Source organism: Brevundimonas huaxiensis, from assembly GCF_014218725.1.
Lineage (GTDB): Bacteria > Pseudomonadota > Alphaproteobacteria > Caulobacterales > Caulobacteraceae > Brevundimonas > Brevundimonas huaxiensis.
Map to the genome: position 1 here is coordinate 249,042 of NZ_JABBJE010000002.1, position 25,347 is coordinate 274,388.

Annotated in this window: 26 protein-coding genes, 1 tRNA gene and 2 pseudogenes; 17 read left to right on the forward strand and 12 right to left on the reverse strand. The window is 67.6% G+C overall.

Annotated features, from left to right (window positions below):
• Positions 1 to 397 precede the first annotated feature (397 nt).
• The 14 genes from HF680_RS06400 to HF680_RS06465 all read left to right on the forward strand — a co-directional run bounded on the left by HF680_RS06400 (position 398) and on the right by HF680_RS06465 (position 10,981).
• Complete coding sequence (locus HF680_RS06400; RefSeq protein WP_185224460.1) at positions 398 to 1,075, forward strand: TorF family putative porin; 678 nt, start codon at positions 398 to 400, stop codon at positions 1,073 to 1,075.
• A gap of 45 nt (positions 1,076 to 1,120) precedes the next feature.
• Entirely contained in the window at positions 1,121 to 3,052 is a 1,932-nt protein-coding gene (locus HF680_RS06405; protein ID WP_185224461.1) for a methyl-accepting chemotaxis protein, read from the forward strand.
• Complete coding sequence (locus tag HF680_RS06410; protein ID WP_039246221.1) at positions 3,052 to 3,327, forward strand: STAS domain-containing protein; 276 nt, start codon at positions 3,052 to 3,054, stop codon at positions 3,325 to 3,327. The genes HF680_RS06405 and HF680_RS06410 overlap by 1 nt, the downstream gene beginning before the upstream one ends.
• On the forward strand, positions 3,324 to 3,689 hold the full coding sequence (locus HF680_RS06415; protein ID WP_039246220.1) for a response regulator: 366 nt from the start codon (positions 3,324 to 3,326) through the stop codon (positions 3,687 to 3,689). Before HF680_RS06410 ends, HF680_RS06415 begins: the two co-directional genes overlap by 4 nt.
• Before the next feature lie 42 nt (positions 3,690 to 3,731).
• Complete coding sequence (locus tag HF680_RS06420; RefSeq protein WP_185224462.1) at positions 3,732 to 5,984, forward strand: chemotaxis protein CheA; 2,253 nt, start codon at positions 3,732 to 3,734, stop codon at positions 5,982 to 5,984.
• Positions 5,985 to 5,987: 3 nt separating this feature from the next.
• Positions 5,988 to 6,443: a chemotaxis protein CheW gene (locus HF680_RS06425; RefSeq protein ID WP_039246217.1), complete on the forward strand. Its 456-nt coding sequence runs from the start codon at positions 5,988 to 5,990 to the stop codon at positions 6,441 to 6,443.
• Positions 6,440 to 7,300, forward strand: a complete 861-nt coding sequence (locus HF680_RS06430) for a CheR family methyltransferase (RefSeq protein WP_185224463.1) — start codon at positions 6,440 to 6,442, stop codon at positions 7,298 to 7,300. The genes HF680_RS06425 and HF680_RS06430 overlap by 4 nt, the downstream gene beginning before the upstream one ends.
• Positions 7,297 to 8,334: a protein-glutamate methylesterase/protein-glutamine glutaminase gene (locus tag HF680_RS06435; RefSeq protein WP_185224464.1), complete on the forward strand. Its 1,038-nt coding sequence runs from the start codon at positions 7,297 to 7,299 to the stop codon at positions 8,332 to 8,334. Before HF680_RS06430 ends, HF680_RS06435 begins: the two co-directional genes overlap by 4 nt.
• A 15-nt stretch (positions 8,335 to 8,349) precedes the next feature.
• Positions 8,350 to 8,739, forward strand: a complete 390-nt coding sequence (locus HF680_RS06440; RefSeq protein ID WP_039246211.1) for a response regulator — start codon at positions 8,350 to 8,352, stop codon at positions 8,737 to 8,739.
• Positions 8,736 to 9,278, forward strand: a complete 543-nt coding sequence (locus HF680_RS06445; RefSeq protein WP_185224465.1) for a chemotaxis protein CheD — start codon at positions 8,736 to 8,738, stop codon at positions 9,276 to 9,278. Before HF680_RS06440 ends, HF680_RS06445 begins: the two co-directional genes overlap by 4 nt.
• Before the next feature lie 2 nt (positions 9,279 to 9,280).
• Positions 9,281 to 9,625, forward strand: coding sequence for a hypothetical protein (locus tag HF680_RS06450; protein WP_045811565.1), 345 nt, complete (start codon positions 9,281 to 9,283; stop codon positions 9,623 to 9,625).
• 4 nt (positions 9,626 to 9,629) lie between these two features.
• The gene (locus tag HF680_RS06455; RefSeq protein WP_045811566.1) at positions 9,630 to 10,220 is read left to right on the forward strand and encodes a response regulator; all 591 of its coding nucleotides are present in this window, start codon (positions 9,630 to 9,632) and stop codon (positions 10,218 to 10,220) included.
• Positions 10,217 to 10,696 carry a hypothetical protein gene (locus tag HF680_RS06460; protein WP_185224466.1) on the forward strand — a complete coding sequence of 160 codons (480 nt, stop codon included), beginning with the start codon at positions 10,217 to 10,219 and terminating at the stop codon, positions 10,694 to 10,696. The genes HF680_RS06455 and HF680_RS06460 overlap by 4 nt, the downstream gene beginning before the upstream one ends.
• A gap of 208 nt (positions 10,697 to 10,904) precedes the next feature.
• Positions 10,905 to 10,981, forward strand: a tRNA-Arg gene (locus HF680_RS06465).
• An 88-nt stretch (positions 10,982 to 11,069) separates the two neighbouring features.
• Here HF680_RS06465 and HF680_RS06470 read toward each other — a convergent pair.
• The 11 genes and pseudogenes from HF680_RS06470 to HF680_RS06520 all read right to left on the reverse strand — a co-directional run.
• Positions 11,070 to 11,531, reverse strand: a pseudogene (locus HF680_RS06470) (2'-5' RNA ligase family protein); the annotation flags it as partial.
• A gap of 2 nt (positions 11,532 to 11,533) precedes the next feature.
• Positions 11,534 to 12,475, reverse strand: coding sequence for a histone deacetylase family protein (locus tag HF680_RS06475; protein ID WP_185224467.1), 942 nt, complete (start codon positions 12,473 to 12,475; stop codon positions 11,534 to 11,536).
• Between the two features lie 73 nt (positions 12,476 to 12,548).
• Positions 12,549 to 13,238: a response regulator gene (locus HF680_RS06480; RefSeq protein WP_185224468.1), complete on the reverse strand. Its 690-nt coding sequence runs from the start codon at positions 13,236 to 13,238 to the stop codon at positions 12,549 to 12,551.
• Positions 13,238 to 15,767: pseudogene (locus HF680_RS06485) on the reverse strand (DUF4118 domain-containing protein). Before HF680_RS06485 ends, HF680_RS06480 begins: the two are co-directional and overlap by 1 nt.
• Positions 15,768 to 16,346 carry a K(+)-transporting ATPase subunit C gene (gene kdpC, locus HF680_RS06490; RefSeq protein WP_185224469.1) on the reverse strand — a complete coding sequence of 193 codons (579 nt, stop codon included), beginning with the start codon at positions 16,344 to 16,346 and terminating at the stop codon, positions 15,768 to 15,770.
• Between the two features lie 10 nt (positions 16,347 to 16,356).
• Positions 16,357 to 17,073 (reverse strand): TorF family putative porin, encoded by a 717-nt coding sequence (locus tag HF680_RS06495; RefSeq protein WP_185224470.1) that lies wholly within the window; start codon positions 17,071 to 17,073, stop codon positions 16,357 to 16,359.
• Positions 17,066 to 17,221 (reverse strand): hypothetical protein, encoded by a 156-nt coding sequence (locus HF680_RS06500; protein WP_185224471.1) that lies wholly within the window; start codon positions 17,219 to 17,221, stop codon positions 17,066 to 17,068. The genes HF680_RS06495 and HF680_RS06500 overlap by 8 nt, the downstream gene beginning before the upstream one ends.
• Positions 17,221 to 19,287 (reverse strand): potassium-transporting ATPase subunit KdpB, encoded by a 2,067-nt coding sequence (gene kdpB / locus HF680_RS06505; RefSeq protein ID WP_185224472.1) that lies wholly within the window; start codon positions 19,285 to 19,287, stop codon positions 17,221 to 17,223. Before kdpB ends, HF680_RS06500 begins: the two co-directional genes overlap by 1 nt.
• Before the next feature lie 18 nt (positions 19,288 to 19,305).
• Positions 19,306 to 21,015 (reverse strand): potassium-transporting ATPase subunit KdpA, encoded by a 1,710-nt coding sequence (gene kdpA / locus HF680_RS06510; RefSeq protein ID WP_185224473.1) that lies wholly within the window; start codon positions 21,013 to 21,015, stop codon positions 19,306 to 19,308.
• A gap of 18 nt (positions 21,016 to 21,033) precedes the next feature.
• Positions 21,034 to 21,123, reverse strand: a complete 90-nt coding sequence (locus tag HF680_RS06515) for a potassium-transporting ATPase subunit F (RefSeq protein WP_105625212.1) — start codon at positions 21,121 to 21,123, stop codon at positions 21,034 to 21,036.
• Between the two features lie 351 nt (positions 21,124 to 21,474).
• On the reverse strand, positions 21,475 to 21,837 hold the full coding sequence (locus HF680_RS06520) for a hypothetical protein (protein WP_185224474.1): 363 nt from the start codon (positions 21,835 to 21,837) through the stop codon (positions 21,475 to 21,477).
• A gap of 228 nt (positions 21,838 to 22,065) precedes the next feature.
• Between HF680_RS06520 and HF680_RS06525 the strand changes: the two genes are divergently transcribed.
• The 3 genes from HF680_RS06525 to HF680_RS06535 are packed head-to-tail and all read left to right on the forward strand — an operon-like array spanning position 22,066 to position 24,535.
• Positions 22,066 to 22,401, forward strand: coding sequence for a hypothetical protein (locus HF680_RS06525; protein WP_165118385.1), 336 nt, complete (start codon positions 22,066 to 22,068; stop codon positions 22,399 to 22,401).
• A complete protein-coding gene (locus HF680_RS06530; protein ID WP_185224475.1) occupies positions 22,401 to 23,081 on the forward strand; it encodes a response regulator transcription factor in 681 nt (226 codons plus the stop codon). The genes HF680_RS06525 and HF680_RS06530 overlap by 1 nt, the downstream gene beginning before the upstream one ends.
• The gene (locus tag HF680_RS06535) at positions 23,078 to 24,535 is read left to right on the forward strand and encodes a sensor histidine kinase (RefSeq protein WP_185224476.1); all 1,458 of its coding nucleotides are present in this window, start codon (positions 23,078 to 23,080) and stop codon (positions 24,533 to 24,535) included. Before HF680_RS06530 ends, HF680_RS06535 begins: the two co-directional genes overlap by 4 nt.
• On the opposite strand, the gene HF680_RS06540 is transcribed toward HF680_RS06535, so the two are convergent.
• The gene (locus tag HF680_RS06540; protein ID WP_205196078.1) at positions 24,532 to 25,218 is read right to left on the reverse strand and encodes a Crp/Fnr family transcriptional regulator; all 687 of its coding nucleotides are present in this window, start codon (positions 25,216 to 25,218) and stop codon (positions 24,532 to 24,534) included. The genes HF680_RS06535 and HF680_RS06540 overlap by 4 nt on opposite strands.
• Positions 25,219 to 25,347: the final 129 nt, after the last annotated feature.

The following is a 25,347-nucleotide window of genomic DNA, read 5'->3' on the forward strand; positions in this document are numbered from 1 at the left end:
CGCTACGAACCAGCGTCGCCACAAGGACAGCCAGGCACGCGATCAAGACCCCGCTCCACCATGTCCTGGACCTGAAGATCATGTCTTCGTGATGTTCCTGGGCCGCTGGATATATTTCACCGGAGTATGAATTGGGATGCGAGAACTCGCCAAAACTTGGGCTGACGGGCGTCGCCGCTTTTCTGACAACTTTTGTATAGGCTCGTTTCGACTACGTGAACATACGTATTCGCTCAAAATCGGTTTGGAGTGACGAGCACCCCTGCCGATGACGCAGCCCGGAGGCCGCGCGACACTCCTCACGGGTTACGCAATCCTACATACAGTCCGGTTCAGATTTAATATTAATCATCGCCTCATCCTTGGGCTTCAGAATGCAGAAGCTTCAGGGATCACCATGTTTCGTTCGTCAGCCTTCTTTGTTGTCGCGGCAGTAGGCCTCGCAGCACCGATCAACGCCCAGGCCCAATCGTTCGGCCTCGATGTCGGTGTCGCCAGCCAGTATGTCGGCAAAGGGCTGGGCAAGAGCAATCAGGACGTTGCGCCTTTCGCCAAGGCCGAAGCCGGCTTCGGCGAAGGCTACGCCAGCGTCTTCGTCTCTGACGCCGCCGGATCGCAAGGCTACGACATGGAAATCGTCAGCATGGTCGGTTGGCGCCCCAAGGCGGGCGGCTTCACCCTCGATCTGGGCGTTATGAACCGCGATCTGCCAGGATCGCGCGCCGGCGTCGACAAAAACTACTGGGAATATCAGGCGGACGCTTCACGCAAGCTGGGCCCCGTGGCGACGCGCCTGCGCGTCAACTATTCGCCCGACGGCTTTGCGGCGACGAAAGAGGCCTGGTGGCTGGAGTTGCAAGGCACGGTCGCCGTCGCCGCCAAGACAAAGATTTCGGCCGGCGTCGCCAACCGCATGGCCGACGGCGGTGTCGATTACAACGCCTGGAACGTCGGCGCCAAACAGAAGCTGACCGACGCCTTGGCCGTCGATCTGCGCTGGTACGACACCGACCGCCACAGCGCAGGCGAACCCTACGAGGGTCGTCTCGTCGCCGCCGCCACCTATTCTTTCTGAGTAACCGATCCACCGGGGGATGCTGAGTTGAAGTTGATTGAAAATATGCCCGTCGGCCGCAAGCTGTTCGCGGCCTTTGGTCTCGTTCTGGCGGCGATCGCCGTTATGGGCGTCGTCGTCGTCACCAGCCTGCTCCAGTTGGAGAAGGCCGGCGAAGTGCGCACGGTGGAAAACCAGGTCAATCGCACCACGGCGACGGCCGAGTTCTACATGGCCCGCCAGGAGAACGCCTTCCGTGGCTACCTCCTGTCTCAGGATCCCTACTACATTGAACGCGTCGATGCGCACCGCGCCAAGTTCCTGGCGGCCATGGACGAGCTGCGCGGCGAACTTCCCGCCGACCGCGCCGCCCTGGTTGACAAGGCCGTGGAAGGCAATGCGACCTGGTACAAGAATGTCGTGGAAGCCGGTTCTGCGATGGTGCGCGACGGTCGCGCGGCCCAGGCCGTTCAAATGGTCGGCCGCAACGGAACGGCCGACAACTACGTCGCGCCGGTCGAAGACACGATCGACCAGATCAAGAGCGCCAACGATGTGGCGCGCAAGGCCTCGACCGAGGCTCAGGCCGCCGCCAGCCGCACCGCGCTGATCGCCACGATCGTAGGCCTGATCTCGGCCTTGGTGATCGCCGTCATCGCCGGTTTCGTCGCAACGCGCTCCATCGTGCGCCCGATCTTCACGATGATCGGCTATATGCAAAAGCTGATGGCCGGCGACACCGACATCAAGGTCGCCAGCGCCGAGCGCAAAGATGAGTTCGGCAGGATGGGTCAGGCCATCGTGGCCTTCCGCGACGCCGCGATCGAAAAGGTCCGCGTCGAGCAGGACGCGCTGTCGCAGCGCTCGATGTCCGAGCAGGAACGCGCCGAACGCGAGGCCGAAAAGGCGCGCGAGGCCGCCGAGGACGCCCGGGCCATCGCAGCCTTGGGCCAGGGCCTGTCGGCCATGTCGAACGGCGATCTCACCCACCGCATCGACATCGAATTCAGCGCCAAGTCCGCTCAGCTGAAAACCGACTTCAACGCTGCGATCTCCCAGCTGCAACAGGCCGTCTCGGTCGTGGTCAACAATGTCTCGGGCATCCGCTCGGGCGCCGGCGAAATCTCGCAGGCCGCGGACGATCTTTCGCGCCGCACCGAACAGCAGGCCGCCTCGCTGGAGGAAACTGCTGCGGCCCTGGATGAAATCACCGCCACGGTGAACAAGACCGCCTCGGGCGCCCGCCAAGCCTCCGACGTGGTTCAGGCCGCGCGCGGCGACGCCGAAAAGAGCGGCATCATCGTCCGCGACGCCGTCCAGGCCATGACCGCCATCGAAGGCTCGTCCAACCAGATCAATCAGATCATCGGCGTGATCGATGAAATCGCTTTCCAGACCAACCTTCTGGCCCTGAACGCGGGCGTAGAGGCCGCGCGCGCCGGCGAGGCCGGTCGTGGCTTCGCCGTCGTCGCCTCGGAAGTTCGCGCCCTGGCCCAGCGGTCGGCCGAGGCCGCCAAGGAGATCAAGACCCTGATCTCGGCCTCGACCGGTCAGGTTGGCTCGGGCGTCAAACTGGTCGGCGAGACCGGCGAGGCCCTGCAACGGATCGTGGACCGTGTCGCCGAGATCGACAGCCTGGTGACCGAAATCGCGGCCTCGGCCCAGGAACAGGCCGTCGGTCTGGCCCAGGTCAACACCGCCGTGAACCAGATGGACCAGGTCACCCAGCAGAACGCGGCCATGGTCGAGCAGTCCACCGCCGCCAGCCATTCGCTGGCTCAGGAGGCCGAGAGCCTGAAAGCCTCGGTGGCCCAGTTCCGCGTCGGCGCCTCGTCGCCGCGCGCCGCTGCGCCTGCGCCGGTTCGGACCCCTGCGCCCGTCGCCAAGCCCGCTGCCCGCTCCAGCCACATGGTGGCCGCGCTGAAGACTATCGGCCGTGGCGGCGCCGCACCCAAGCCTCAAGCCGCCGCCGTCGAAGACGGTTGGGAGGAGTTCTGATGACCGAAACCCTGATCCTGTCCGACGTGCTGGACCTGAATGCGGCCGAGCCCTTGAAGGCCGAACTGCTGGCCCTGCGCGGTCATCCGGTGGTCCTAGACGCCTCCGCGGTCCAGCGCCTGGGCGGCCTGTGCCTGCAGATCCTGCTGTCGGCGCGAAAGACGTGGGCGGCCGACGGCGTCAACCTAAGTTTAGGGTCTGTGTCCCAATATTGGACGGAACAATGGGCGGCCTACGGCGCGCCGGACTTCAACACCGAGGGGGCGTTGGCATGACCAAGACCGTTCTGACGATCGACGATTCACGCACCATGCGCGACATGCTGCTGATGGCGCTGGAAGACGCGGGCTATACCGTGATCCAGGCGGTGGACGGCGTGGACGGTCTGGAGACCCTGGCGTCCAAGGGCGCCGATGTCATCATCACCGATATCAACATGCCGCGCATGGACGGCTTCGGCGTCATCGAGGGCGTGCGCGCCGATCCGAACCACCGCACGACCCCGGTGCTGGTGCTGACGACCGAAAGCGACGTCGAGAAGAAGGCGCGCGCCCGCGCCGCCGGCGCCACCGGCTGGATCGTCAAGCCGTTCGACCCCGCAAAGCTGGTGGACGCCGTCCGCCGCGTCGCCGCTTGATCGCCTAACTCTGATCGCTGAAGCCCGCCGGACCCCGACCTAATGGACGCCTTCGAAGCCATCAAAGCCACCTTCTTCCAGGAATGCGACGAACTGCTCGCGGACCTGGAAGCCAAGCTGATGCTGCTTGAACAGGGTCAGACCGACCTGGAGACGATCAACGCCGTCTTCCGCGCCGTCCATTCGGTCAAGGGCGGGGCAGGGGCCTTCGGCCTGGAGGCCCTGGTCCGGTTCGCCCACGTCTTCGAGACCCTGATGGACGAACTGCGCGCGGGCCGTAAGCCGTGCGACGCGATCACCATCAAGACCCTGCTGCGCGCCTCCGACGTGCTGGCCGATCACATTCAGGCCGCGCAAGGGTTGATCCCGCCGGTGGACGAGGCGCGTTCCGCCGCCCTGGTCGCCGAAATGCAGGTCCTGACCCACGGCGGCGAGGCGCCGGTCGACGTCGAGGAAGACGAAGACGACTTCGGCTTCACCCCCATGGCCTTCGACATGGCGCTGGACGAGCCTGCGCCCCTGCTCATCGCCGATCTGGGCGCCGACCTGGGCGCCGACGCGCCGTCGGTCGGTTGGCGCATCGTGTTCAAGCCGATGGGCCGGATGTACGTGAACGCCAACGAGACCAGCCTGCTGCTGCGCGAGCTGGGTCGTCTCGGCCCGGTCACGGTCGTCGTGGACGACAGCGAGACGCCGACGCTGGACGCGCTGTCGATCGAGGACGGCTGCCTGACCTGGACGGTCGATCTGGCCGCCGCCGTCGATGAGGCGGCCGTGCGCGAGGTCTTCGATTTCGTCGAAAGCGACTGCGACCTGACCATCACACCTCTGGGCGCCGGCGGTGACGAACTCGCTGCGTTCGACGACGAACCGGCCGCCGTCCTGCCTGCCAGCGACGATCTGGATATCGCCGCCCTGTTGGCCAAGGCTTCCGGCGCCGCCGCCGAGCCGGCGGCCGAGGTCGTACCGTTCGCTCCCCTAGAGCCCGAGCCGGCGCCGATCGCCGCTGCGCCCACTGTCGAGCCTCCGGCTGTCCCTGTCGCCGCACCCGTGACGGCGACGCCCGCGCCGGCTTCTGCCCCTGTCGCGCCTGCGCCGGTGACGATCCGCGTCGATCTTGATCGGGTTGATCGCCTGATCAACGTCGTCGGCGAACTGGTCATCCAGCAGGCCATGCTGTCGCAACGTGTGCTGGAAAGCGGCCTGGCCCGCTCCTCGGGCATCGCGCTCGGCCTCGAAGACCTGGAACTGCTGACCCGCGAGATCCAGGACAGTGTCATGGCCATCCGCGCCCAGCCGGTGAAGTCGGTGTTCCAGCGCATGCCGCGCCTGGTCCGCGAAGTCGCCGACATGGTCTCCAAACAGGTCCGTCTGGTCACGGCCGGCGAGGACACCGAGGTCGACAAGACCGTGGTCGAACGCCTGGCCGAGCCCATCACCCATATGCTGCGCAACGCCATCGACCACGGGCTGGAAACGCCCGAAGAGCGCGTCGCCGCCGGCAAGCCGGCCGAGGGCACGGTGCGTCTCGCGGCCCTGCACCGCTCGGGTCGGATCGTCATCGAAATCTCCGACGACGGCCGCGGCATCAATCGCGAACGGGTCAAGAAGATCGCCATCGACAAGGGTCTGATCGCCGCCGACGCGCCCCTGACCGACGAGCAGATCGACAATCTGATCTTCGCGCCGGGCTTCTCCACCGCCGCCGTCGTGTCCGACATCTCGGGCCGGGGCGTGGGCATGGACGTGGTCAAACGCTCGATCCAGGCCCTGGGCGGCCGCATCTCCATCAGCTCTGTGCCCGGCAAGGGCTCGACCTTCACCCTCAGCCTGCCGCTGACGCTGGCGGTGCTGGACGGCATGGTCGTCGCCGCCGCCGAACAGACGCTGATCGCGCCGCTGCCGGCCATCGTCGAGAGCCTGACCCCCCAAGCCGTCGACCTGCATTTCGTCGGCGGCGTGGATCCCGTCATCCGCTTCCGCGACCGCTTCCTGCCGCTGATCGACGTGGCCCTGATCATGGGCTTCCGCGAACAGCCGATGAACCCGACCGAAGGCGTCGCCGTGGTCGTCGAAACCGAAGGCGGCCAACAGGCGGCCCTGCTGTTCGACGCCATCCAGGGCCAGCGCCAGGTGGTCATCAAGAGCCTGGAAACCAACTACCAGCAGGTGGAGGGCGTCGCCGCCGCCACCATTCTGGGCGATGGCCGCGTCGCCCTGATCCTGGATGTCGACGTGCTGGTCACCGACATGCGCCGCAAATCCGTCCGTCCCGACTTCAAGCTCGCGAGCTGAACCATGACCGAAGCCAAAGATCTCCAGCGTGAACTGATCGCCTTCCGCATCGGCAGTCAGGAATTCTGCGTCGACATCATGTCGGTGCGCGAAATCCGCGGCTGGACGCCGGCGACGCCTCTGCCCCGTTCGCCGGGATATATGAAGGGCGTCATCAACCTGCGCGGCACGGTCCTGCCGATCATCGACCTGGGCGCGCGCTTCGGTCTGACGACCTCGGAACCGACGGCGCGTCACGTCATCATGGTGGCCCATATCGGCGGCCGCATGGTCGGCCTGCTGGTCGACGCCGTGTCCGACATCCTGCAGATGAGCGAGGCCTCGGTCCAGCCGACGCCCGACGTCGCCAGCGATCAGGTCAAGACCTTCGTCAAGGGTATCTTTTCGATCGACGGCCGCATGATCAGCCTGATCGAACTGGATTACATCCTGCCGCAAGTCGAGGCCGAAGCCGCATGACCGCCGCCGCCGGCCGGGGATCCATCGTCGAGGGCGAGTTCGTCTTCACCGCCGAGGATTTCCGCCACATCGCCCAGATGCTGCACGCCCATGCGGGCATCGCTCTGAACGAGGGCAAGGCCGCGCTCGTGTATTCGCGCCTGGCCAAGCGTCTGCGCACCCTGGGTCTGACCAGCTTCCGCGACTACTGCGCCCTGGTCGAGGGCGTGGACGGCGTGGACGAGCGCCAGAAGATGACGGCGGCCCTGACCACCAACGTCACCCGCTTCTATCGCGAGCCGCACCATTTCGACGACCTGCGCGACCGGGTCATGCCCGAACTGGCGGCGCGCGCCCGCGCCGGCGGCCGGGTCCGTCTGTGGTCGGCGGCCTGTTCGAACGGGCAGGAGCCCTATTCGATGGCGCTGACCGTGCTTCAGGCCCTGCCCGAGGCGGCCGAGCTGGATGTGCGTATCCTGGCCACCGACATCGATCCCAACATGGTCGCCCAGGGCCACGACGGCGTCTATTCCGAAGAGGCGCTGGAGCTCGCGCCTGTCACGCTGTGGCGCAAATATTTCGACCGCGCCGATCGCGGCCAGTGGGTCGCGGGCGCGCAGCTGAAGCGCCTGGTCAGCTTCAAGGAGCTGAACCTGATCGGCGACTGGCCCATGAAGGGCAAGTTCGACGTCATCTTCTGCCGCAACGTCGTCATCTACTTTGACGACGCGACCCAGGAGCGGGTGTGGAAGCGGTTCACCCCGCTGATGAACCCCGGCGCGACCCTCTACATCGGTCACTCCGAACGCGTCTCCGGCCCGGCGACCAGCCAGCTTCAGACCGCCGGCCTGACCACCTATCGCCTGGGTGGCGCATGAGCCCCGTCCGCGTCCTCGTCGTCGACGACAGCCTGACCATGCGCGGGCTGATCTCGGCTGCCCTGAAGTCGGATCCTGAGATCGAGGTCGTCGGCACCGCCGCCGATCCCATCGAGGCCCGCGCCGCGATCAAGGCCCTGAACCCCGACGTCATTACGCTCGACGTCGAAATGCCCAACATGAACGGCTTGGAGTTCCTAGAAAAGATCATGCGGCTGCGACCCATGCCGGTGGTCATGGTCTCGACCCTGACGGCGGCGGGCACGGACGTCACGCTCGCCGCGCTCGAGATCGGCGCCGTGGATGCTGTGGCCAAGCCAGCGGTGGCCAGCGTCGACGCCTTCCACGACCTGATCGGCAAGGTGAAGACGGCCGCCCGTTCGCGCGTCCGCGCCCGCGGCGATACGCCCGGCGCCGCCGAGGCGCCGCGCGCCTATCACGCCGACCCCAATCAGATCCTCGCCATCGGTTCTTCCACCGGCGGGGTCGAGGCTCTGCTGACCGTGCTCAGCGGCTTCCCTCTGGACTGCCCCGCGACCGTCATCACCCAGCATATGCCGGCGACCTTCACCGCCAGCTTCGCCGCCCGTCTGGACCGCGCCTGCGCCCCGACCGTGACCGAGGCGGTGGACGGGGCCCCGCTGAAGGCCGGCCACATCTATCTGGCCCCCGGCGGCGCAACCCATCTTGAGGTCTCGGGCGGCCTGACGCCCCGTTGCCGCCTGATCGCCAGCGATCCCGTCAACGGCCACCGTCCGTCGGTCGATGTGATGTTCGACTCCGTCGCCCGGCTGAAGCGTCCGATGACCGGCGTCATCCTGACCGGCATGGGCCGCGACGGCGCCAAGGGCCTGCTGGCCATGCGCCAGGCCGGCGGCCGCACCCTGGGTCAGGACGAGGCGACCTGCGTCGTCTACGGCATGCCCAAGGCCGCCTATGAAATCGGCGCCGTGGAGCGGCAGTTGCCGCTGCACCGCCTGTCCACCGCCATTCTCGAACTGTGCGCCGATCCGGCTGCGCGGTCTGTCGCCTAATCGGGAGCGTAACCTATGCCCGCCGCCGCCTCACTTCACTGCCTGGTCGTCGACGATCAGATGACGATGCGCTCGCTGGTTCGCACCAGCCTGCAACAACTCGGCGTGCGCGAGATCCGCGAGGCCGCCGACGGAGAGATCGCCCTGCGCGAGATCGTGTCCAAGCCCGCGCACCTGATCATCTCCGACTACAATATGCCGAACCTGGACGGCCTAGGCCTGCTGCGCGCCGTGCGCGCCCACCCGCCGACCTCCAAGACCGCCTTCATCATGCTGACGGGCCGCGCCGACCGCGAGCTGGTCCAGCGCGCGGTGCAGTTCGGCGTCAACAACTACCTGGTCAAGCCTTTCACCGTCGCCCAGCTGAAGGGCAAGCTGGAAGCCGTCTTCGGTCCCCTGACATGAGTTTCGCCGCCCTGAAGGACACGGTCGAAAAGCGCGTCCACGTCGGTCAGGGCGAGCACTTCATCACGTCCGATCCCAACGTCGTGCTCAGCACCATCCTGGGGTCCTGCGTCGCCATGTGCGTGCGCGATCCGCTGGCGGGCGTCGGCGGCATGAACCACTTCCTGCTGCCCGAAGGCTCGGGCGCGGGCACCGACGCGGGGCGTCGCTACGGCGCCTATGCGATGGAGCTTCTGATCAACGACATGCTCAAGGCCGGCGCCCGGCGCGACCGGCTGGAGGCCAAGCTGTTCGGTGGCGGCCGTATGTTCGACAGCCTGCGCGACGTGGGCCGCAGCAACGCCGACTTCGCCGAGAAATTCCTGCGCGACGAAGGCATTACCGTCGTGGGCGGCAGTCTGCGCGGCGATGGCGGACGGCGCCTGCACTACTGGCCCGTCACCGGCCGCGCCCTGCAGCGCGCCGTCACCGACGTCGTCGCGCCCAAGCCCGTGCCCGTCATGGCCCCGGTCGACACCGGCGCCCTGGAACTGTTCTGAAGATGAGCGCCCCTCCCGAACACGCCGATCTGCTGGCCGCCGTCGCCGACGAGCTGATGCTGGTGCGCGAAGGCATTGACGGGATCGAGGCCCTGGTCAGCGATCTGGTCCGCCGCGCCCCGCCCGAGGAACGGCCTAACGCCCTGACCCAGGCCCAGGCCCTGGATGCCCTGACCCAGCGTCTCGAAGCCTTGTCCGGCGTGCTGCGCATGCTGGGCGGCGGCGCCAGTCCGTCCGAGGCCGTCAGCCGCCTGTCGCTGGCCGACATGGCCGGCCGCCTTCGTCCCGCCGCCGGCGAGCATCGCCCGCAATCGAACGCCGACGCCGGCGACCTCATGCTGTTCTGACGCCATGGCCAAGAGCGATCGGGTCAATCTGGCGCACACGACGGTCCTTCTGATCGACGACCAGCCCACGTCGCTGGATATGCTGGGTTCCATCGTCCAAGGCTTCGGCTGCAAGGAGCAGATCAAATGCGCCTCGGCCCAGGCGGCGGTCGAATTGCTGGCGCGCCGCTCGGTCGATCTGATCCTGATCGACTGCATCATGCCGGACATGGACGGTTATGACTTCGTGCGCTGGCTGCGGCGCGACGCCCCGACGCCGACCCGCTATGTGCCCGTTATCATGATCCTGGGTCACGCCTCCCAGGCCAAGGTCCACCAAGGCCGCGACTGCGGCGCCAGCTTCATCGTCGCCAAGCCCCTGTCGCCGTCTCTGCTGCTGAAGCGGATCATCTGGCTGGGCGGCGAGGACCGGGATTTCGTCGAGTCCGAACACTACATCGGCCCCGACCGCCGGGTGCACAACTATGGGCCGCCTCCCGGCACCGATGGTCGTCGCGAAAGCGACCTGACCGGTGATCTGGGCGAGGCGGTCGAGGAAAACATGGATCAGGACGAGATCGACATGCTGATGAAGCCGATGAAGGTCAGCCTGTGACCGAGCCTGTCGCCGCGCCCAAACCCTCCACCGTCCGCCGCGTCCACACCTCGCTCCAGCGTCAGATGGCGCGGCCCGGCGGCCGTCTGATCATCGAGGCCGAGTCGCGCGCCAACCAGGCGCTGGATGAACAGCGTGACCATGTCTTCACCCTGCTGACGGCCAACGTCGACGCCATCGAGGCCCTGTGCGCGACCCGCCCCTCGGATGCGCCGGACCAAATCTACGCCTTCGCCTCCGCCATGGTCGACATGGCCGGCTATCTGGACGTCCCGACCTTCTTCGAGGCCGCCTTCAGCCTGTGCGAGATCGCCGACCGGATGAAGAACGCCGGCAGCTGGTCATGGCCCTCGGTCGAGGTTCACGTCCGCGCGCTCCGCCTGACCCTGGCCGCCCAGGGCCAGACCAGCGCCGATTCCGACCGCCTGCTTGAGGGCCTGCGCGCCCTGACCGCCCACGTCCCGCCCGTCGGTTAACGGCCGTTCCGTTCTTGAGGAACAAGGACGAAACGAATCAGGACCGAATCGCTGACATCGCCCGTTTCGTCCTTTGTTCACCGCGATATCTTGTAGGTTAATGCCCCTTAACCACAAACGCCCGACGCCGCAGTCGTCTAGCCGCCGCCCGACTTTTTCGCCGCCCCGACTTCCCCCCGCCGCCCCGACCCGCTACGGCGTCAGGCGTGGCCCCGTAGCTCAGCTGCATAGAGCAAGGCTTTCCTAAAGCCGAGGTCGCAGGTTGGAGTCCTGCCGGGGTCGCCATCGCACTGTCGGGTGCATTCCAATCGTCGAGGGTCAGCGTGCCCTCGAAAGGAATCCGATCAATCGGCTCCCACGGGCCGCCTAGATAGCGCCAGACAAGCAGGCCTTCAGCGAGAATGTCGAAGGGTTCGAACTCAAGTTGGAGCTGCTCAAGCAGCCGTTTGGCGTCTGTAGGCTCGACCTTGTTCTGGACCGTGATGTGCGGTCGGAACGGGGCCTGATCCTGCCGGGTCAGCCAGGGCGAAAAGGCCTCCGCGAGTTGTCTACGTAGTCGGTCCAGATCGGCGGACGCCAGTCGGTAGGCCACGCCACGCCCCAGGGACCACGGGCCGCGCACATCGAGGCGGATGGGCGCCTGTCGCCGACACGCAGACTTCAGCGTCTCCAACACGAAGTCTTCCTGCGCGCCGGGGAGGGCGTGGAACAGGGTCAGATGGGCCGGGACGACGTTGCGGTGGCGGGGAAAGTGCGCCTGGCGCAAGCCGTCGAACCAGTCGAAGGCGCCGTCGTCCAGGGCTGCGGTGATGATGAGCGGCGCCGGGTCTGCCACGATCAAGCCTCCCGCCGGGCCAGACTGCGCCGCCAGGCCTGGGCGGCCGCGCGGTGGAGTGTCGCATGGCGGCGCGCCAGACGATCAATGTCGTGGTCGTATCCACCGCCGATGACGCCGACGACCGGCGCGACCGCCAGACAGGTTTCCAGCACATAGGCGTCGCGCTCAGCCAAGCCCGCGTCGCTCAGCGACAGCCGCCCAAGCCGGTCGCTTTCGTGCGGATCGACGCCGGCGATGTAGAAGACGAGATCCGGCGCAACGCGTCGAAGCAGGTCGGGCAGAACGGCTTTGAGCCTAGCGACATAGGCTGCGTCGCCGGTTCCGTCGGGCAGGTCGATATCCAGATCACTGGGCCCCCTGCGCACCGGAAAGTTCTTTTCGCCATGCATGGAAAAGGTGAAGACGCGGGGCTCGTGCTCGAAGATGAAGGCGGTTCCATCGCCCTGATGGACGTCCAGATCGACGACCAGGACCTGTCCGACTTCGCCATTATCGATCAGGGCTCGCGCGGCGACGCCGATGTCGTTGAAGACGCAGAAGCCGGCGCCGCCCATGGGGCCGGCATGATGGCTGCCGCCGGCCGTGTTGCAGGCGAGGCCATGGCGTAGGGCGAGACGGGCCGCCGTCAGCGTGCCGCCGACGGCGGTCTGCGTGCGTTTGACAACGCTTTGGGTGATGGGCAGGCCGATGACCCGCTCGACCTTCGGCGGAACGCAGGCATCCAGCACCTGGCGCACATAGTCGGGATCGTGCACGGCGGCGAGCAGCGAGTAATCCGCAGGTTCGGGCTCCCATAGCCCCTCCGGTCCGATCAGCCCTTCCTCTCTCAGCACCTCCACCAGGCGCGCATACTTCTGCATCGGAAAGCGATGACCCGAAGGCAGTTCGGCGTTGTACGCCGGGTGGTAAACGATCGGGGGGAGGGGGCCTGATTCAGACATGCGTTCCGCAGACAACGCGCCGGCCTTTATGAGGCTGCATTGGGAAAGGTGTCGAACCCTCTCGCCGAAGGCCTCAGTCCGCCAGTCGGTACCCCACGCCCGGTTCGGTCACGAGCAGGACGGGCTGGGCCGGGTCGGCCTCGAGCTTGTGCCGGAGTTGGCCGACGACGACGCGGAGATACTGCACGTCGTCGGCGTGGCCGGCGCCCCAGATGGTCTTGAGCAGGTCGGCGTGGCCCAGGACCTTGCCGGCGTTGCGGGCGAGGTAGGCCAGGACGTCGTATTCCTTGGGGCGCAGCTTCACCCGCTCGCCGGCGCGGGTGACGATGCGGCGGTCCAGGTCGATGACGACATCGCCGGCCGTAACCACCCCGCCCGCGACCGGCGTCAGCGCGCCCTGACGCAGACCGGCGCGGATGCGGGCCAGCAGTTCGCCGACGCCGAACGGCTTTTCCACGTAGTCGTTGGCGCCGAGGTCCAGGGCCGTGATCTTTTCTGCCTCGCGGTCGCGGGCGGACAGGACGATGATCGGCCCCTGATAGAAGTCGCGCGCCCGCGTCAGGACGTCCTTGCCGTCCATGTCGGGCAGGCCGAGGTCCAGAACCACGGCGTCGGGGCTCCAAAGGGCGATGGCGCGCAGGCCCTCCTGACCGCCGTCGGCGCGGCGGGGTTCATAGCCGGCGGCGTCCAGAGCGGGCGCGAGGAAGCGGTGGATCTGCGGCTCGTCGTCGATGACCAGAACCTGGGGGCGAACGGCGGACATCACAGCAGATCCGGGTGGGTGGCGATGGACTTGGGCAGGCTGATCAAGATGCGGGTGCCGCGTCTGCCGTCGGCGTCGTCCTGGATCGGGCTGGCGGCGGCGATGCGGCCGCGCATGGCCTCGACGAAGCCCTTGGCGATGGCCAGGCCCAGCCCGGCGCCCTTGGCCCGATCGGTGGATTCTTCCATGCGGCGGAACTTGTCGAATACCCGTTCCAACTCGGCGGTCGGGATGCTGAGTTGGGCCGAAAAATCGCGCGTGACCTTGCGTTGGCCCAGGCGGCGCGACACCCGGTCGGCGGCGGTGTTCAGGATATCGCGCACATCGGTCCAGTCGGTGCGTACGTTCAGGCCGCCGCCCTCCAGCCGGGTCATATCCAAAAGATCGCCGACATAGCGCGACAGGCGTTCGGCCTCTTCGCGGATGCTGAGCAACAGGTCATCGCGGACCTCGGGCTTCAGGGTCGCGCCATAGTCGATCAGGGTCGTCGCCGAGCCCAGGACGGTGGACAGGGGCGTGCGCAGGTCGTGACTGACCGAGTTCATCAAGGCCGCGCGGAAACGGTCGGCGCGGCGCAGGGTCTCGGTCTCCAGCGCCTGACCGGCCAGATCCGCGCGCTCCAGCGCCACGGCGCCCTAGTCCAGCAACGCCATGGCCAGACGTTCCTCGTCCGAGCCCGCCGCCACGGCCGAGGCGTCGATGCCCGCGACGCCGGCCCGGCCGCACACGCCCTGCAAGGGCTGAAACCGCCAGTGGGTCTGCGGCAGGGTGCCGGTGCCGTGGCCCGTCACCTCGCCGTGGGTCCAGGCCCAGCGGGCGGCGGCCATGGCGTCGGGGGCCAGGGTCACGCCCTCGGGGCTGGCCGCCGTCAGCACAATGTCCTCGCCGTCGGGCAGCAGGACGACGGCGCCCGCGCCGGCGGCGGCGGAGGCCTGTTCGGCCAGGCTGCGGGCCGTGGTCGCGCGATCCTGGCCGGCCGACAGGGTCTGGCTGGCGGCCAACAGGGCCGAGACGGCGGCGGCGCGGCGCTGGGCGGCTCTGGCCTGTTCGCGCACTCGCCCCGCCAGGGCGCCGGTGCCCAGAGCTACGCCCCAGAACAGGAGCAGCGTCAAAAAGTCGGTCGGCGAACCGATCAGGAAGCTGTAGCGCGGCTGGAGGAACAGAAAGTTGTAGGTCAAAAAGGCCAGGGTCGCCGCCGCCAGCGCGGGTCTGAGGCCGTTCAGCACCCCCGCCGCCACCACCGCCGCCAGATAGATGACGCCCAGATCGACCCGCTCGAACCGGGTATCGAGCAACAGGGCCGCCCCCGTCGCCGCCAGGACGAACCCCGCCCCGGCCGGATAGCCGCGCCAGTCCAGCGCCGCCCGGACGCCCGACTTGGACGCCGGTTCGGGCGCAGCCAGGTCGCCCTCGGTCACGACGTGGACGGCGACGCCTTGCGCCTTTCGCAACAGTTCGGTCGCCAGCGCCCGGCCGGTCCATTCGGCGAACCGACCGCCGCGCGTCTTGCCGATGACGATCTGGGTGACGTTGTTGCGGTGGGCGTGGTCCAAAACGGCGCGCACCACGTCATCGCCGCTGATCGTCACGGGCCGTCCGCCCAGCTGCTCGGCCAGCTTGAAGGCTTCTGACAACCGTCCCGCCGACCGGGCGTCGGCGCGCGATCCGCTGGGCCGCTCGACATGGGCCACCGACCAGGGGGCGTCCATCATCATGTCCGACATCCGCCGACCGGTCCGAACCAGGGAAGCGGTCATGGCGTCGCCGCCGACCAGAACTAGGATCCGCTCGTTCGCCGCCCACGGCCCTGATACGCCCCGTTCGCGCAGGTGGGTCAACAGCTGGTCGTCCACCGTCTGGGCCGCCCGTCGCAGGGCCAGTTCGCGCAGCGCCGTCAGATTCTCGATCTTGAAGAAGTTCGCGGACGCCACCCGCGCCGTTTCGGGCACATAGACCTTGCCCTCGGCCAGACGCGCCCGCAGGTCTTCGGGCGTGATGTCGATGACCTCGATGTCGTCGGCGCCGGTCAGGGCGCTGTCGGGCACCGCCTCGCGCTGGCGCACGCCGGTGATGCGCAGGATGACGTCGGACAGGCTTTCCAGATGCTGGATGTTCAGCGTGGTCCAGACGTCGATGCCGGCGTCGCGCAGCTCCTCCACATCCTGCCAGCGCTTGGGATGGCGCGAACCGGGCGCGTTGGAATGGGCGTATTCGTCGACCAGCAGCAGCTTGGGCCGTCGCGCCAGGGCGCCGTCGAGGTCGAACTCCATCAGGGCGCGGTCGCGGTGTTCGATCGGCGCGCGGGGCATGACGTCCAGCCCGCGCAGCAGGCTCATCGTCTCCTTGCGGCCGTGGGTCTCGACCACGCCGACGACGACGTCCAGCCTCGGCCTTTCGACGGCGTGCGGCGCGCAGCATCTCATAGGTCTTGCCCACGCCGGGCGACATGCCCAGAAACACCTTCAGCCGCCCGCGCTTGCGGCGCGGAACGGCTGAAGTCGCGGGCGTTTCGGGCGCCGTTTCGGGCAATCAGCCCTCCGCGCCGAAGCGGGCGTCCAGCGCGCGGTTGGTCATCAGCACATTGACGTGCGGCTGGCCGATGAAGCCGAGGAAGGCCCCCTCGATGTGCGCGTCGATGATGCTCTGGACCTGTTGCACGGAAACGCCTCTGGCGCGGGCGATCCGCGCGGCCTGAAGCCGAGCGTAGGCCGGGGACACGTCCGGGTCGAGGCCCGAACCCGATGTCGTCACCGCATCGGCGGGGATGACGCCGGGGCCGTCCTCCGCGCGGATCGTCTGGGCGCTTTCGGCGACGCGCGCGATGAGGTCCGGGTTCAGCGGCCCCATGTTGGAGCCGGACGAGGCGGCGGCGTCATATCCGTCGCCCGCCGCCGACGGGCGCGGATGCAGATAGGTCGCGCCGACGAAAGGCTGGCCGATCAGGGACGAGCCGACGACCCGCCCGCTGGCGTCGCGCACCAGGCTGCCGTTGGCCTGGTCCGGGAAGGCGACCTGAGCGATCCCGGTGACGGCCAGCGGATAGGCCAGGCCCAGCAGCAGGGTGAACAGAGCCGTCATGACGAGGGCCGGGCGAAGTTGGTTGACCATGGTCGTCGCCTCAGAAGGTCGCCTTCAGCGTGGCTACGGCGCGCGCGCCGTAGATGTCGCCGAAGTCGTGTTGGTCGGTGTCGTGATAGCGCAGGTCCAGCGCCAGATTGTCGGTCAGCTGATAGGCCGCGCCCAGGTTCCAGGTGGTGTAGTCCAGGTCCGACGACACCCACTGACGCCCGACGGCGCCCGAGACGGTCCATTTGTCGGCCGGGCTGAGCGCGCCGTTGACCTCGGCATAGGTCGCCTCGTCCTCGGCCGCGCCGAAGAAGTCGGGCGAATAGTAGACGGCGGCGCCCAGGGTGGCCGGACCGACTGCGCGTGAGGCGGCGGCTTTGAACTCGACATAGTCATAGTCGGCGCCGTCGGGCTGACCGGCGTAGAGATAGCCGATCACGCCAAAGTCCAGCGCATAGCCGGCGACCTCGGGCCGATAGCCGGCATAAAGATCGACCTCGGCGTCCGTGTCGTCGCCGAAATCGACGTTGGAGGCCCAGCCGCCAGCGTAGAAGCCGCTTCCCGTCAGATCGACGCCGGCCGAGAGGGCGGGGTTTTCCTGGGTCTGGCTGACCCCGCGGAAGACATAGTCGGAGGTGACGGCGACGTTCGCCGACACGTCCTGGGCCTTGGCTTCGCTGCATAGGCCCAGACCGGCGAGCCCGACGATACAGGCGGCGGCGAACCAGGCGTCGTTGCGGCCCGAGGCTCTGGAGAAGGATTTACGCATTGGATTTCTCTATTCGAACAGGATGAATGGCCATGGGGTTGGAGCGGGCGCGCGGATCGGTCTGCTGCAGCGTCGCCACGCCCCACATCACGGCGATGACCAGCACAGCCACGACGAGTTGCAGGATGCGAGAGACCTCCCGACGCATCACGCCAGACCCAGGCCGGAGATGAGCAGGTCGATCAGCTTGATGCCGACGAACGGGGCGATCAGGCCGCCCAGGCCGTAGATCAGCAGGTTGCGACCCAGAAGCGCGCCGGCGCCGATGGCTCGGTATTTGACGCCCTTCAATGCCAGCGGAATCAGGGCGACGATGACCAGGGCGTTGAAGATCACCGCCGAAAGGATGGCGCTCTCGGGGCTGTGCAGGCGCATGACGTTCAGCGCGCCGAGCGACGGCAGGGCGACCACGAACATCGCCGGGATGATGGCGAAATATTTGGCCACGTCGTTGGCGACCGAGAAGGTCGTCAGGGCGCCGCGCGTGATCAGCAGTTGCTTGCCGACCTCGACGATCTCGATGACCTTGGTCGGGTCGCTGTCCAGATCGACCATGTTGCCGGCCTCGCGTGCGGCCTGGGCCCCGGTCTGCATGGCCACGCCGACATCGGCCTGGGCCAGGGCCGGGGCGTCGTTGGCGCCGTCGCCGCACATGGCGACCAGGCGACCCTTGGCCTGTTCGGCCTTGATCAGGCGCATCTTGTCCTCGGGCGTGGCCTCGGCGAGGTAGTCGTCCACCCCGGCTTCCGAAGCGATGGCGGCGGCCGTCACCGGATTGTCGCCGGTGATCATGACGGTGCGCAGGCCCATGCGGCGCAGGTCGGCGAAGCGCGCCTTCACGCCCGGCTTGACCACATCCTTCAGGTGGATGACGCCGACCAGGACGCCGTTCTGGGTGACGGCCAGGGGCGTGCCGCCCGAACGGGCGATCCGGTCCACAGCCTGGCGGAACTCGGCCGGGGCCGAACCGTCGGTCAGCTTCAGATCCTTCAGCACCGCATCGACCGCGCCCTTCCTCCAGCTGTCCTTGCCGACGTCCAGGCCCGACTGGCGGGTGACGGCGGTGAAGGGAATGGCGACTGCGCCGGCGGGCTGATCGACCGAGACGCCGGCGTTGCGGCCCAGCTCGACGATGGAGCGGCCCTCCGGCGTCTCGTCGGCGAGCGACGCCATGACGGCGGCGGCCAAAGCGGCCTCGGGGCGCACGCCCGGAACCGGGATGACTTCGGTCGCCATGCGGTTGCCGAAGGTGATGGTGCCGGTCTTGTCGAGCAACAGGGTGTCGACGTCGCCTGCCGCCTCCACCGCACGGCCCGAGGTGGCCAGCACGTTCACCTTCAGCAACCGGTCCATGCCGGCGATGCCGACGGCGGACAGCAGGCCCCCGATCGTGGTCGGGATCAGGGTGATGAACAGGGCGCCCAGCACCATCGGGTCCAGATCGACGCCGGAATAGGCGCCCAGTCCCACCAGGGTCACGACCGCGATCAGGAAGATAAGCGTCAGGCCGGCCAGCAGCACGGCCAGGGCCAGCTCGTTCGGCGTCTTTCTGCGATCCGCGCCCTCGACCATGGCGATCATGCGATCGAGGAAGGTCGAGCCGGGCTTGGCGGTGATGCGCACCTTGATCCAGTCCGAGACGACGGTCGTGCCGCCGGTGACGGCGGAACGGTCGCCGCCGCTTTCGCGGATCACCGGGGCGCTCTCGCCGGTGATGGCGGCCTCATTGACCGAGGCGACGCCCTCGACGATCTCGCCGTCCGAGGCGATCACGTCGCCGGCCTCGACAAGGATGATCGATCCGACTTCAAGCTCCGAGGCGTTGGTCGGGACCACGCTGCCGGTCTTCGGATCGACGATCAGCTTGGCCTTGGTGGTGACGCGGGTGGCGCGCAAGGAATCGGCCGCCGCCTTGCCGCGCCCTTCGGCGATGCTTTCGGCGACATTGGCGAACAGGACCGTGGCCCACAGCCACAGCGCCAGTTGCACCGCAAAGCTCGCCGACTGACCGCCCGCGATGGCCGCCGCCGCCGAGAGCGTGGACAGCAGCGCCACGATCCAGGTGGTGAAGATGACTGGGTTGTTGATCAGCTTGACGGGGTTCAGCTTGACGAAGGCGTCGCCGACGGCGCGTCCGATCATCTGTCCCGAGAGGCCGCCCGCGAGAGGTGACGCGCGGCCGCCCTCGCGCGGATCCAGAGTTGTTTGTGTCATGTCAGGATGTCCGAAGGATCAGGCGCCGGCGACCGCCGCAAGCACCTGGAAGTGCTCGACGATCGGTCCCAAGGCGAGGGCGGGCAGGAACTGGAGGCCGCCGAGGATGAGGATCACGCCGATCAGCAGGCCGATGAACAGGCCGTTGTCGGTCGGCAGGGTGCCGGGGCTGGGCGCCAGCTTGGGCTTGGTCACCAGACTGCCGGCGATGGCCAGGACGGCGACGGCCGGAATGAACCGCCCGAACAGCATCCCCAGACCCAGGGTCGTGTTCCACCAGGGGGCGTTGGCGGTCAGGCCCGCAAAGGCCGAGCCGTTGTTCGCCGCCGCCGAGGTGTAGGCGTACAGGATTTCCGACAGGCCGTGCGGCCCCTTGTTCAGCAGGCCCGCCAGCGCCGTCGGGAAGACGGCCGACACGGCGGTGAAGCCCAGGATGGCCAGCGGCAGGATCAGCACCGCGATCATGGCGAACTGGATCTCGCGCGCCTCGATCTTCTTGCCCAGATACTCGGGCGTGCGACCGACCATCAGGCCGGCGACGAAGACCGACAGCAGGGCCATCACGACCATGATGGCGATGCCCGATCCGATCCCGCCGGGCAGGATCTCGCCCAGCTGCATCAGGAACATCTGCAACCCGCCGCCCAAGGGCATGAAGCTGGCGTGCATGGCGTTGACCGAGCCGTTCGAGGCGCCGGTCGTGACCACGGACCAGACGGTCGAGGCGGGCGCGCCGAAGCGGACCTCCTTGCCCTCCATATTGACCGAAGCGTCGACCTGGGCCGCGACCAGGGCGGGGGCCGGCTGGGTCTCGATCACATACATGGCCGCGCTGGCGGCGCTCAGCAGGATCAGGGCCGCCGCCGCCAGGGCGCGGATGTCGCGTCCCGCCATGGCGGTGCGGCCGAAGGCGAAGAAGGCCGCCCAGCCCATGACGTTGATCGCCACCGCGGTCAGCAGATTGGTGATGGCGTTCGGGTTCTCGAAAGGATGGGCGCCGTTGACGTTGAAGACGCCGCCGCCGTTGATGCCCAGCTGTTTGATCGCCACCTGGCTGGCCGCCGGGAACAGCGGCAAGGTCTGGGATCCGCCCTCGACGCCGGTCGCCGTCACATGGGCCGCCAGGCTCTGAACGATGCCGAGACCTGACAGGGCCACGGCCAGGATCAGGGCGGCAGGCAGCAGGACATACAGGGTCGTGCGCGTCAGATCGGCCCAGAAGTTGCCGACCCCCTCGCCGCGATTGGCCACGAAAGCGCGCGCCAGGGCCGCCGCGATCGTCGCGCCCGTCGCCGCCGAAACGAAGTTCTGCACCGTCAGGCCGACCATCTGGGTGAAGGTCGACAGGGTCGCCTCCCCGCCATAGCTCTGCCAGTTGGTGTTGGTCACGAAGCTGACGGCGGTGTTGAAGGCCAGATGCGGCGACACGGCCGCGAACCCTTGCGGGTTCAGCGGCAGAACGCCCTGCAAACGCAGGATCGCATACAGCAGGACGAAGCCCGCCAGATTGAAGGCCAACAGGGCGCCGGCGTAGCCCAGCCAGCCCTGGCTGCGTTTCGGATCGACGCCGGCGGCGCCATAGAAGACGGCCTCGACCGGCTTCAGCACCGGGTCCAGCCAGGTCCGCTCGCCGTTCCAGACGCGCGACATATAAACGCCGATGGGCCAGCCGAGCATTACGGCCAGCCCAAGGGTCAGGGCGATCTCGCCCCATCCTTGCATGTTCATGAAATCCGTCCCGGTTCCTCAGAACCGCTCGGGCCGCAGCAGCGCCGCGACCATATAAACGGCGACGACCAGCGCCCCCGCCCCCCAGAGCATGGCGATCATCGTCATACCCGCTTCAACGCTGTGGCCAGCAAGGCGAAGACGGCGAACGCCCCCGCACCCACCGCCAGAAAAATCACATCGGCCAATCCGGCCTCCTCGCTCAAGTTCGAGCGGGAACAGACCACCGGGCGGCATAATGGCGCGATGCGAGTCCGGGCCGCCGACCTAAAGGATTCATAAAACCAGAGAAGCTGGGTCGGTCGCAGCGCGGGCGACGTGTGAAGGGCCGGCGGGCGGACTTGCTAATGCAAGGACGCGCTTGAGGATGCGCCACGCAGCCCACGGCCGTGCGGCTTCAGATCAAATAAGAAAAGCGCGGCCTTGCGGCCGCGCTTCCAACTGTTTTCGTCGAGATGATCAGCCGCGACGGTTGTCGTAATCGCGGCGTTCGTAGCGGATCTGCGCCGAGAGGCGATCGAAACGACGGTCCAGGTCCTGGCGTTCCCAGGCGGTCAGGCCGCCGCGGCGGTAGTTGGCCTCCAGGCGCAGGATGCTGTTGAACTCTCCGCGCAGACGGGTGGCTTCGCGGCGGCTCAGCTGGCCGTTGCGGACGCCCTGATCGATGCGGCGGTCCAGGTTGGCCTGGCGGGCGTTGATCGACTGCCACGAGCCATAGCTGGCGTGATGGGGCGGGGCCGGGCGGTGGTAGGACTGGGCGAAGGACGGCGCGGCGACCGAGGCGGCGGCCAGGGCGATGGCGGGGACGATGAGCTTGCGCATGGCGATCTCCTCAAATGTTCTGCCGGTCGGGGTGACCAGCGATGAGGCGATTTCAGCACCCGGCGACTGAGCCGGTTCTGAACAGGATCGATCAGGTTCGGTTCATCTGGATGAAAAAGACGTCACATCGCCGTCTTCTGATTTGGTCTCCGGTTTGGAGCAGCGTTCGCTTTAAACTATATGACGTATTCAGCGCCCGTTCAGATGATCGGGACTAGATCGGTCGCCATGTTTCGTAAACCCGTCCCTCTCCTGATCGCCCCTCCGGCCCTGGCCCTGGCTCTCGGTCTGGCCTTTGCGCCCGTCATGACGACGTCGGCGCAGGCCCAGTCGCGCGACCAGGATCAGCGCTCGCAGGACCGTGGTCCGCGCGTCAGTCCCGACGAGGCCCGTCGTCGTGGCGGCGAGGCCGGCGGCGGTCGCCCCATTGACACCCAACCGCGCCGCGACGGCAACTATTCCGTCCTGGTCGAACGCGACGGACGCGTGCGCGAGGTGGTGGTCGACGGCCAGACCGGACAGGCGCGTCCCGACAACAACAATCAACGTCGCAGGCCGAACTGATGCGCGTGCTTCTGGTCGAGGACGACGCGGATCTGTCGCGTCAGCTTAAGGCGGCGCTGGGCGACGCGGGCTATGCCGTGGACCATGCGCCGGACGGCGAGGGAGCCCATTACTTGGGCGAGAACGAACCCTATGACGTCATCGTACTGGATCTCGGCCTGCCCAAAATCGACGGCGTGTCGGTGCTGGAGCGCTGGCGGCGCGAGGGTAAGACCACGCCGGTCCTGATCCTGACGGCGCGCGGCGCCTGGTCGGACAAGGTGGCGGGCTTCGACGCCGGCGCCGACGACTATCTGACCAAGCCCTTCCATACCGAAGAGCTGCTGGCGCGTCTGCGGGCGCTGCTGCGCCGCTCGGCGGGCATCGCCTCGGCGACCCTGTCGTGCGGCGGCTTGCGGCTGGATCCCCGCGCGGCGCGGGCCAGCGTCAATGGCGAGCCCCTGCGCCTGACCTCGCTGGAATACCGGCTGCTGCACTACATGATGATGCATCAGGGCCGCGTCATCAGCCGCACCGAACTGGTCGAACACCTTTACGATCAGGACTTCGACCGTGATTCCAACACCATCGAGGTCTTCATCGGCCGGGTGCGCAAGAAGGTCGGATCGGACCGGATCGAGACCGTGCGCGGCCTCGGCTATCGGCTGACGCCGCTGGCGGGCGAATCCGACCCGGCGTGACCGAGGCGACGGCTTCGAAACCCAACGCCGACGGGCTCCACGACTGGGGTCGCTGGTTCGGTCGCCCCGGTCGCTCCCTGACCCGCCGGCTGATCTGGCTGGCGTCGGCCTGGATCCTGGTCGCTCTGGTCATTTCGGCGCTTGTGCTGACCCAGGCCTTTCAGGAATCCGCCCTGCGGCGTCTGGGCGCCATGCTGAACGAGACGATCGACGAGATCGTGGTCGGCGCCAGTCGCACGCCGCAGGGTGAAGCGATTCCGCAGATCCAGGACGCCAGAACCCTGCGTCTGCTGTCGGGCAAATACTGGCAGATCATGGAGGTTCGCCCCAATGGTCAGTTGGTCAGCCTGGCGCGTTCGACCTCGCTGTGGCGCTATGACCTGGCTCTGCCCGCTGATCTGCCCGCGCGGCTGGATGCGGCCTTCGGCGACGTCATCACCTTCAACACTACCGGCCCCAAGGACGACGCCGAGACGCGCGAGCCGCTGCGCGTCGCCGCCAGCATGAAGTCCATCCCCCGGCACGAACACCCGGTCATCTTTATCGCCGCGCTGGATCGCTCCGACGTCGACGCCGACACGCGCCAGTTCGCGCGCGTGACCTGGATCGCCTTCCTGATCCTGGGGCTGGGACTCGTATCGGCGGTCTTCATTCAGGTGCGCATCGGCCTGCGGCCCTTGTTCGACCTTCGCAACGAGATCGCGGACGTGCGTAAGGGCAAGTCCGCCCGGATCGGTCGCTCCTATCCGCAGGAAATCCAGCCGCTGGCCGAGCAGGTCAATCGCCTGCTGGATCACAATCAGGAGGTCGTGGATCGCCAGCGCACTCACGTCGGCAACCTGGCCCACGCGCTGAAGACGCCGATCTCGGTCATGCTGGCCGAGGCGGGGACGAGCGAGGGCGATCTGCCCGAACTGGTGCGGCGCCAGACCAAGATCATGCAGGGCCAGGTCGATCACCACCTGCGTCGCGCCCGCGCCGCCGCCCGAGCCGCCCACGGCCTGGGCGAGACGACGCCCGTCGCCGAGGTGCTGGACGAGCTGGCGGTGATGATCGAACAGGTGTTCCGCGACAAGAATGTCGAGATCGACTGGCGCGCGCCCGACAGCCTGTCCTTCTTGGGCGAGCGTCAGGATTTGCAGGAAATCCTGGGCAATCTGCTTGAGAACGCCGCCAAATTCTCGAAACGCCGGGTGCGCGTTTCGGCGGGCGGCAGCGGCCTGGGGCAGATGATCCTGGTGGTCGAGGACGACGGCGCGGTGCTGCCGGCGGATCAGCGCGACACGGTCATGCAGCGCGGCGCGCGGCTGGACGAGAGCGCGCCGGGTTCGGGCCTGGGCCTGTCGATCGTGGACGACCTGACGCGCGCCTATGGCGGTCGGCTGATGCTGTCGGACAGCGACATGGGCGGGCTGAAGGCGGTGCTCGAACTGCCGGCCGCCCAGGTCGACTAGGGCTGCAGGTCGTCGCCCCGGCGGTAGCATTCGCATGCCGCCCGCTCCAAGGCGGCGCGATCCAGCACCGTGATCCGGCCGCGCGAATAGGCGATGGCCCCCGCCTTCTGAAGCCCCTGCGCCGCCTCGTTCACCGTGGTCCGCTGCGAGCCCAGCATGGAGGCCAGATACTCCTGCGTCAGGTTCAGGGTGTCGCCTTCGACCCGGTCGTGACAGCGCAGCAGCCATTTGGCGAACCGCTGGCCGGCGTGATGCAGGGCGTTGCAGGCGGCCGACTGCTCCAACTCGCCCTGAAGCCGCGCCATATAGTCGGCGACGGCGTCGCGCACGCCCGGCCGTTGGGCCGACAGAGCGCGGAACTTGGCGGCGTCCACCCGGCGGGCCGTACCAGCGACCTGGGCGACGCTCCGGGTATGGGCATGGTGCGGCACGACCGAGGCGACGACGCCCAGCACGCCTTCGCGCCCGATCATCACGGTCTCCACGGTTCGGCCGTCTTCCAGCACCGCGACCGATGAGCAGAAGCCGCTTTCGATGAAATGCAGGTGCTCGATGGCGTCGTCAGGCTCGCTGAACACATGGCCGGGCGCGAATTCCACCGGGGAGGCGATGGCGAGGAGCGCGTCGCGATCGTCGGGGTTCATCCCCTGGATCAAGCGGTTGCCGGACGAAAGGCGGTTCATGAGTTCGCGCATAAGGCGATCTGAGCGTGGCGTCTGTCGAATCTCGACACAGCGTTGCTATATATCACGCGGCTTTCTGGGGAAAAGTTGTGTCTTTACCGCGTTGTGTACGCGATCGGGCAGAGCGAG

Excerpts from the sequence above, each read along its gene's own strand:
- HF680_RS06405 (WP_185224461.1), top strand. The coding sequence starts at position 1,121 with ATGCCCGTCGGCCGCAAGCTGTTCGCGGCCTTTGGTCTCGTTCTGGCG.
- HF680_RS06420 (WP_185224462.1), top strand. The coding sequence starts at position 3,732 with ATGGACGCCTTCGAAGCCATCAAAGCCACCTTCTTCCAGGAATGCGAC.
- HF680_RS06400 (WP_185224460.1), top strand. The coding sequence starts at position 398 with ATGTTTCGTTCGTCAGCCTTCTTTGTTGTCGCGGCAGTAGGCCTCGCA.
- HF680_RS06435 (WP_185224464.1), top strand. The coding sequence starts at position 7,297 with ATGAGCCCCGTCCGCGTCCTCGTCGTCGACGACAGCCTGACCATGCGC.
- HF680_RS06450 (WP_045811565.1), top strand. The coding sequence starts at position 9,281 with ATGAGCGCCCCTCCCGAACACGCCGATCTGCTGGCCGCCGTCGCCGAC.
- kdpB (WP_185224472.1), bottom strand. The coding sequence starts at position 19,287 with ATGACACAAACAACTCTGGATCCGCGCGAGGGCGGCCGCGCGTCACCT.
- HF680_RS06440 (WP_039246211.1), top strand. The coding sequence starts at position 8,350 with ATGCCCGCCGCCGCCTCACTTCACTGCCTGGTCGTCGACGATCAGATG.
- HF680_RS06520 (WP_185224474.1), bottom strand. The coding sequence starts at position 21,837 with ATGCGCAAGCTCATCGTCCCCGCCATCGCCCTGGCCGCCGCCTCGGTC.
- HF680_RS06430 (WP_185224463.1), top strand. The coding sequence starts at position 6,440 with ATGACCGCCGCCGCCGGCCGGGGATCCATCGTCGAGGGCGAGTTCGTC.
- HF680_RS06530 (WP_185224475.1), top strand. The coding sequence starts at position 22,401 with ATGCGCGTGCTTCTGGTCGAGGACGACGCGGATCTGTCGCGTCAGCTT.
- HF680_RS06525 (WP_165118385.1), top strand. The coding sequence starts at position 22,066 with ATGTTTCGTAAACCCGTCCCTCTCCTGATCGCCCCTCCGGCCCTGGCC.
- HF680_RS06495 (WP_185224470.1), bottom strand. The coding sequence starts at position 17,073 with ATGCGTAAATCCTTCTCCAGAGCCTCGGGCCGCAACGACGCCTGGTTC.
- HF680_RS06480 (WP_185224468.1), bottom strand. The coding sequence starts at position 13,238 with ATGTCCGCCGTTCGCCCCCAGGTTCTGGTCATCGACGACGAGCCGCAG.
- kdpA (WP_185224473.1), bottom strand. The coding sequence starts at position 21,015 with ATGAACATGCAAGGATGGGGCGAGATCGCCCTGACCCTTGGGCTGGCC.
- HF680_RS06500 (WP_185224471.1), bottom strand. The coding sequence starts at position 17,221 with ATGCGTCGGGAGGTCTCTCGCATCCTGCAACTCGTCGTGGCTGTGCTG.
- HF680_RS06455 (WP_045811566.1), top strand. The coding sequence starts at position 9,630 with ATGGCCAAGAGCGATCGGGTCAATCTGGCGCACACGACGGTCCTTCTG.
- HF680_RS06445 (WP_185224465.1), top strand. The coding sequence starts at position 8,736 with ATGAGTTTCGCCGCCCTGAAGGACACGGTCGAAAAGCGCGTCCACGTC.
- kdpC (WP_185224469.1), bottom strand. The coding sequence starts at position 16,346 with ATGGTCAACCAACTTCGCCCGGCCCTCGTCATGACGGCTCTGTTCACC.
- HF680_RS06540 (WP_205196078.1), bottom strand. The coding sequence starts at position 25,218 with ATGAACCGCCTTTCGTCCGGCAACCGCTTGATCCAGGGGATGAACCCC.
- HF680_RS06475 (WP_185224467.1), bottom strand. The coding sequence starts at position 12,475 with ATGTCTGAATCAGGCCCCCTCCCCCCGATCGTTTACCACCCGGCGTAC.
- HF680_RS06515 (WP_105625212.1), bottom strand. The coding sequence starts at position 21,123 with ATGACGATGATCGCCATGCTCTGGGGGGCGGGGGCGCTGGTCGTCGCC.
- HF680_RS06410 (WP_039246221.1), top strand. The coding sequence starts at position 3,052 with ATGACCGAAACCCTGATCCTGTCCGACGTGCTGGACCTGAATGCGGCC.
- HF680_RS06425 (WP_039246217.1), top strand. The coding sequence starts at position 5,988 with ATGACCGAAGCCAAAGATCTCCAGCGTGAACTGATCGCCTTCCGCATC.
- HF680_RS06415 (WP_039246220.1), top strand. The coding sequence starts at position 3,324 with ATGACCAAGACCGTTCTGACGATCGACGATTCACGCACCATGCGCGAC.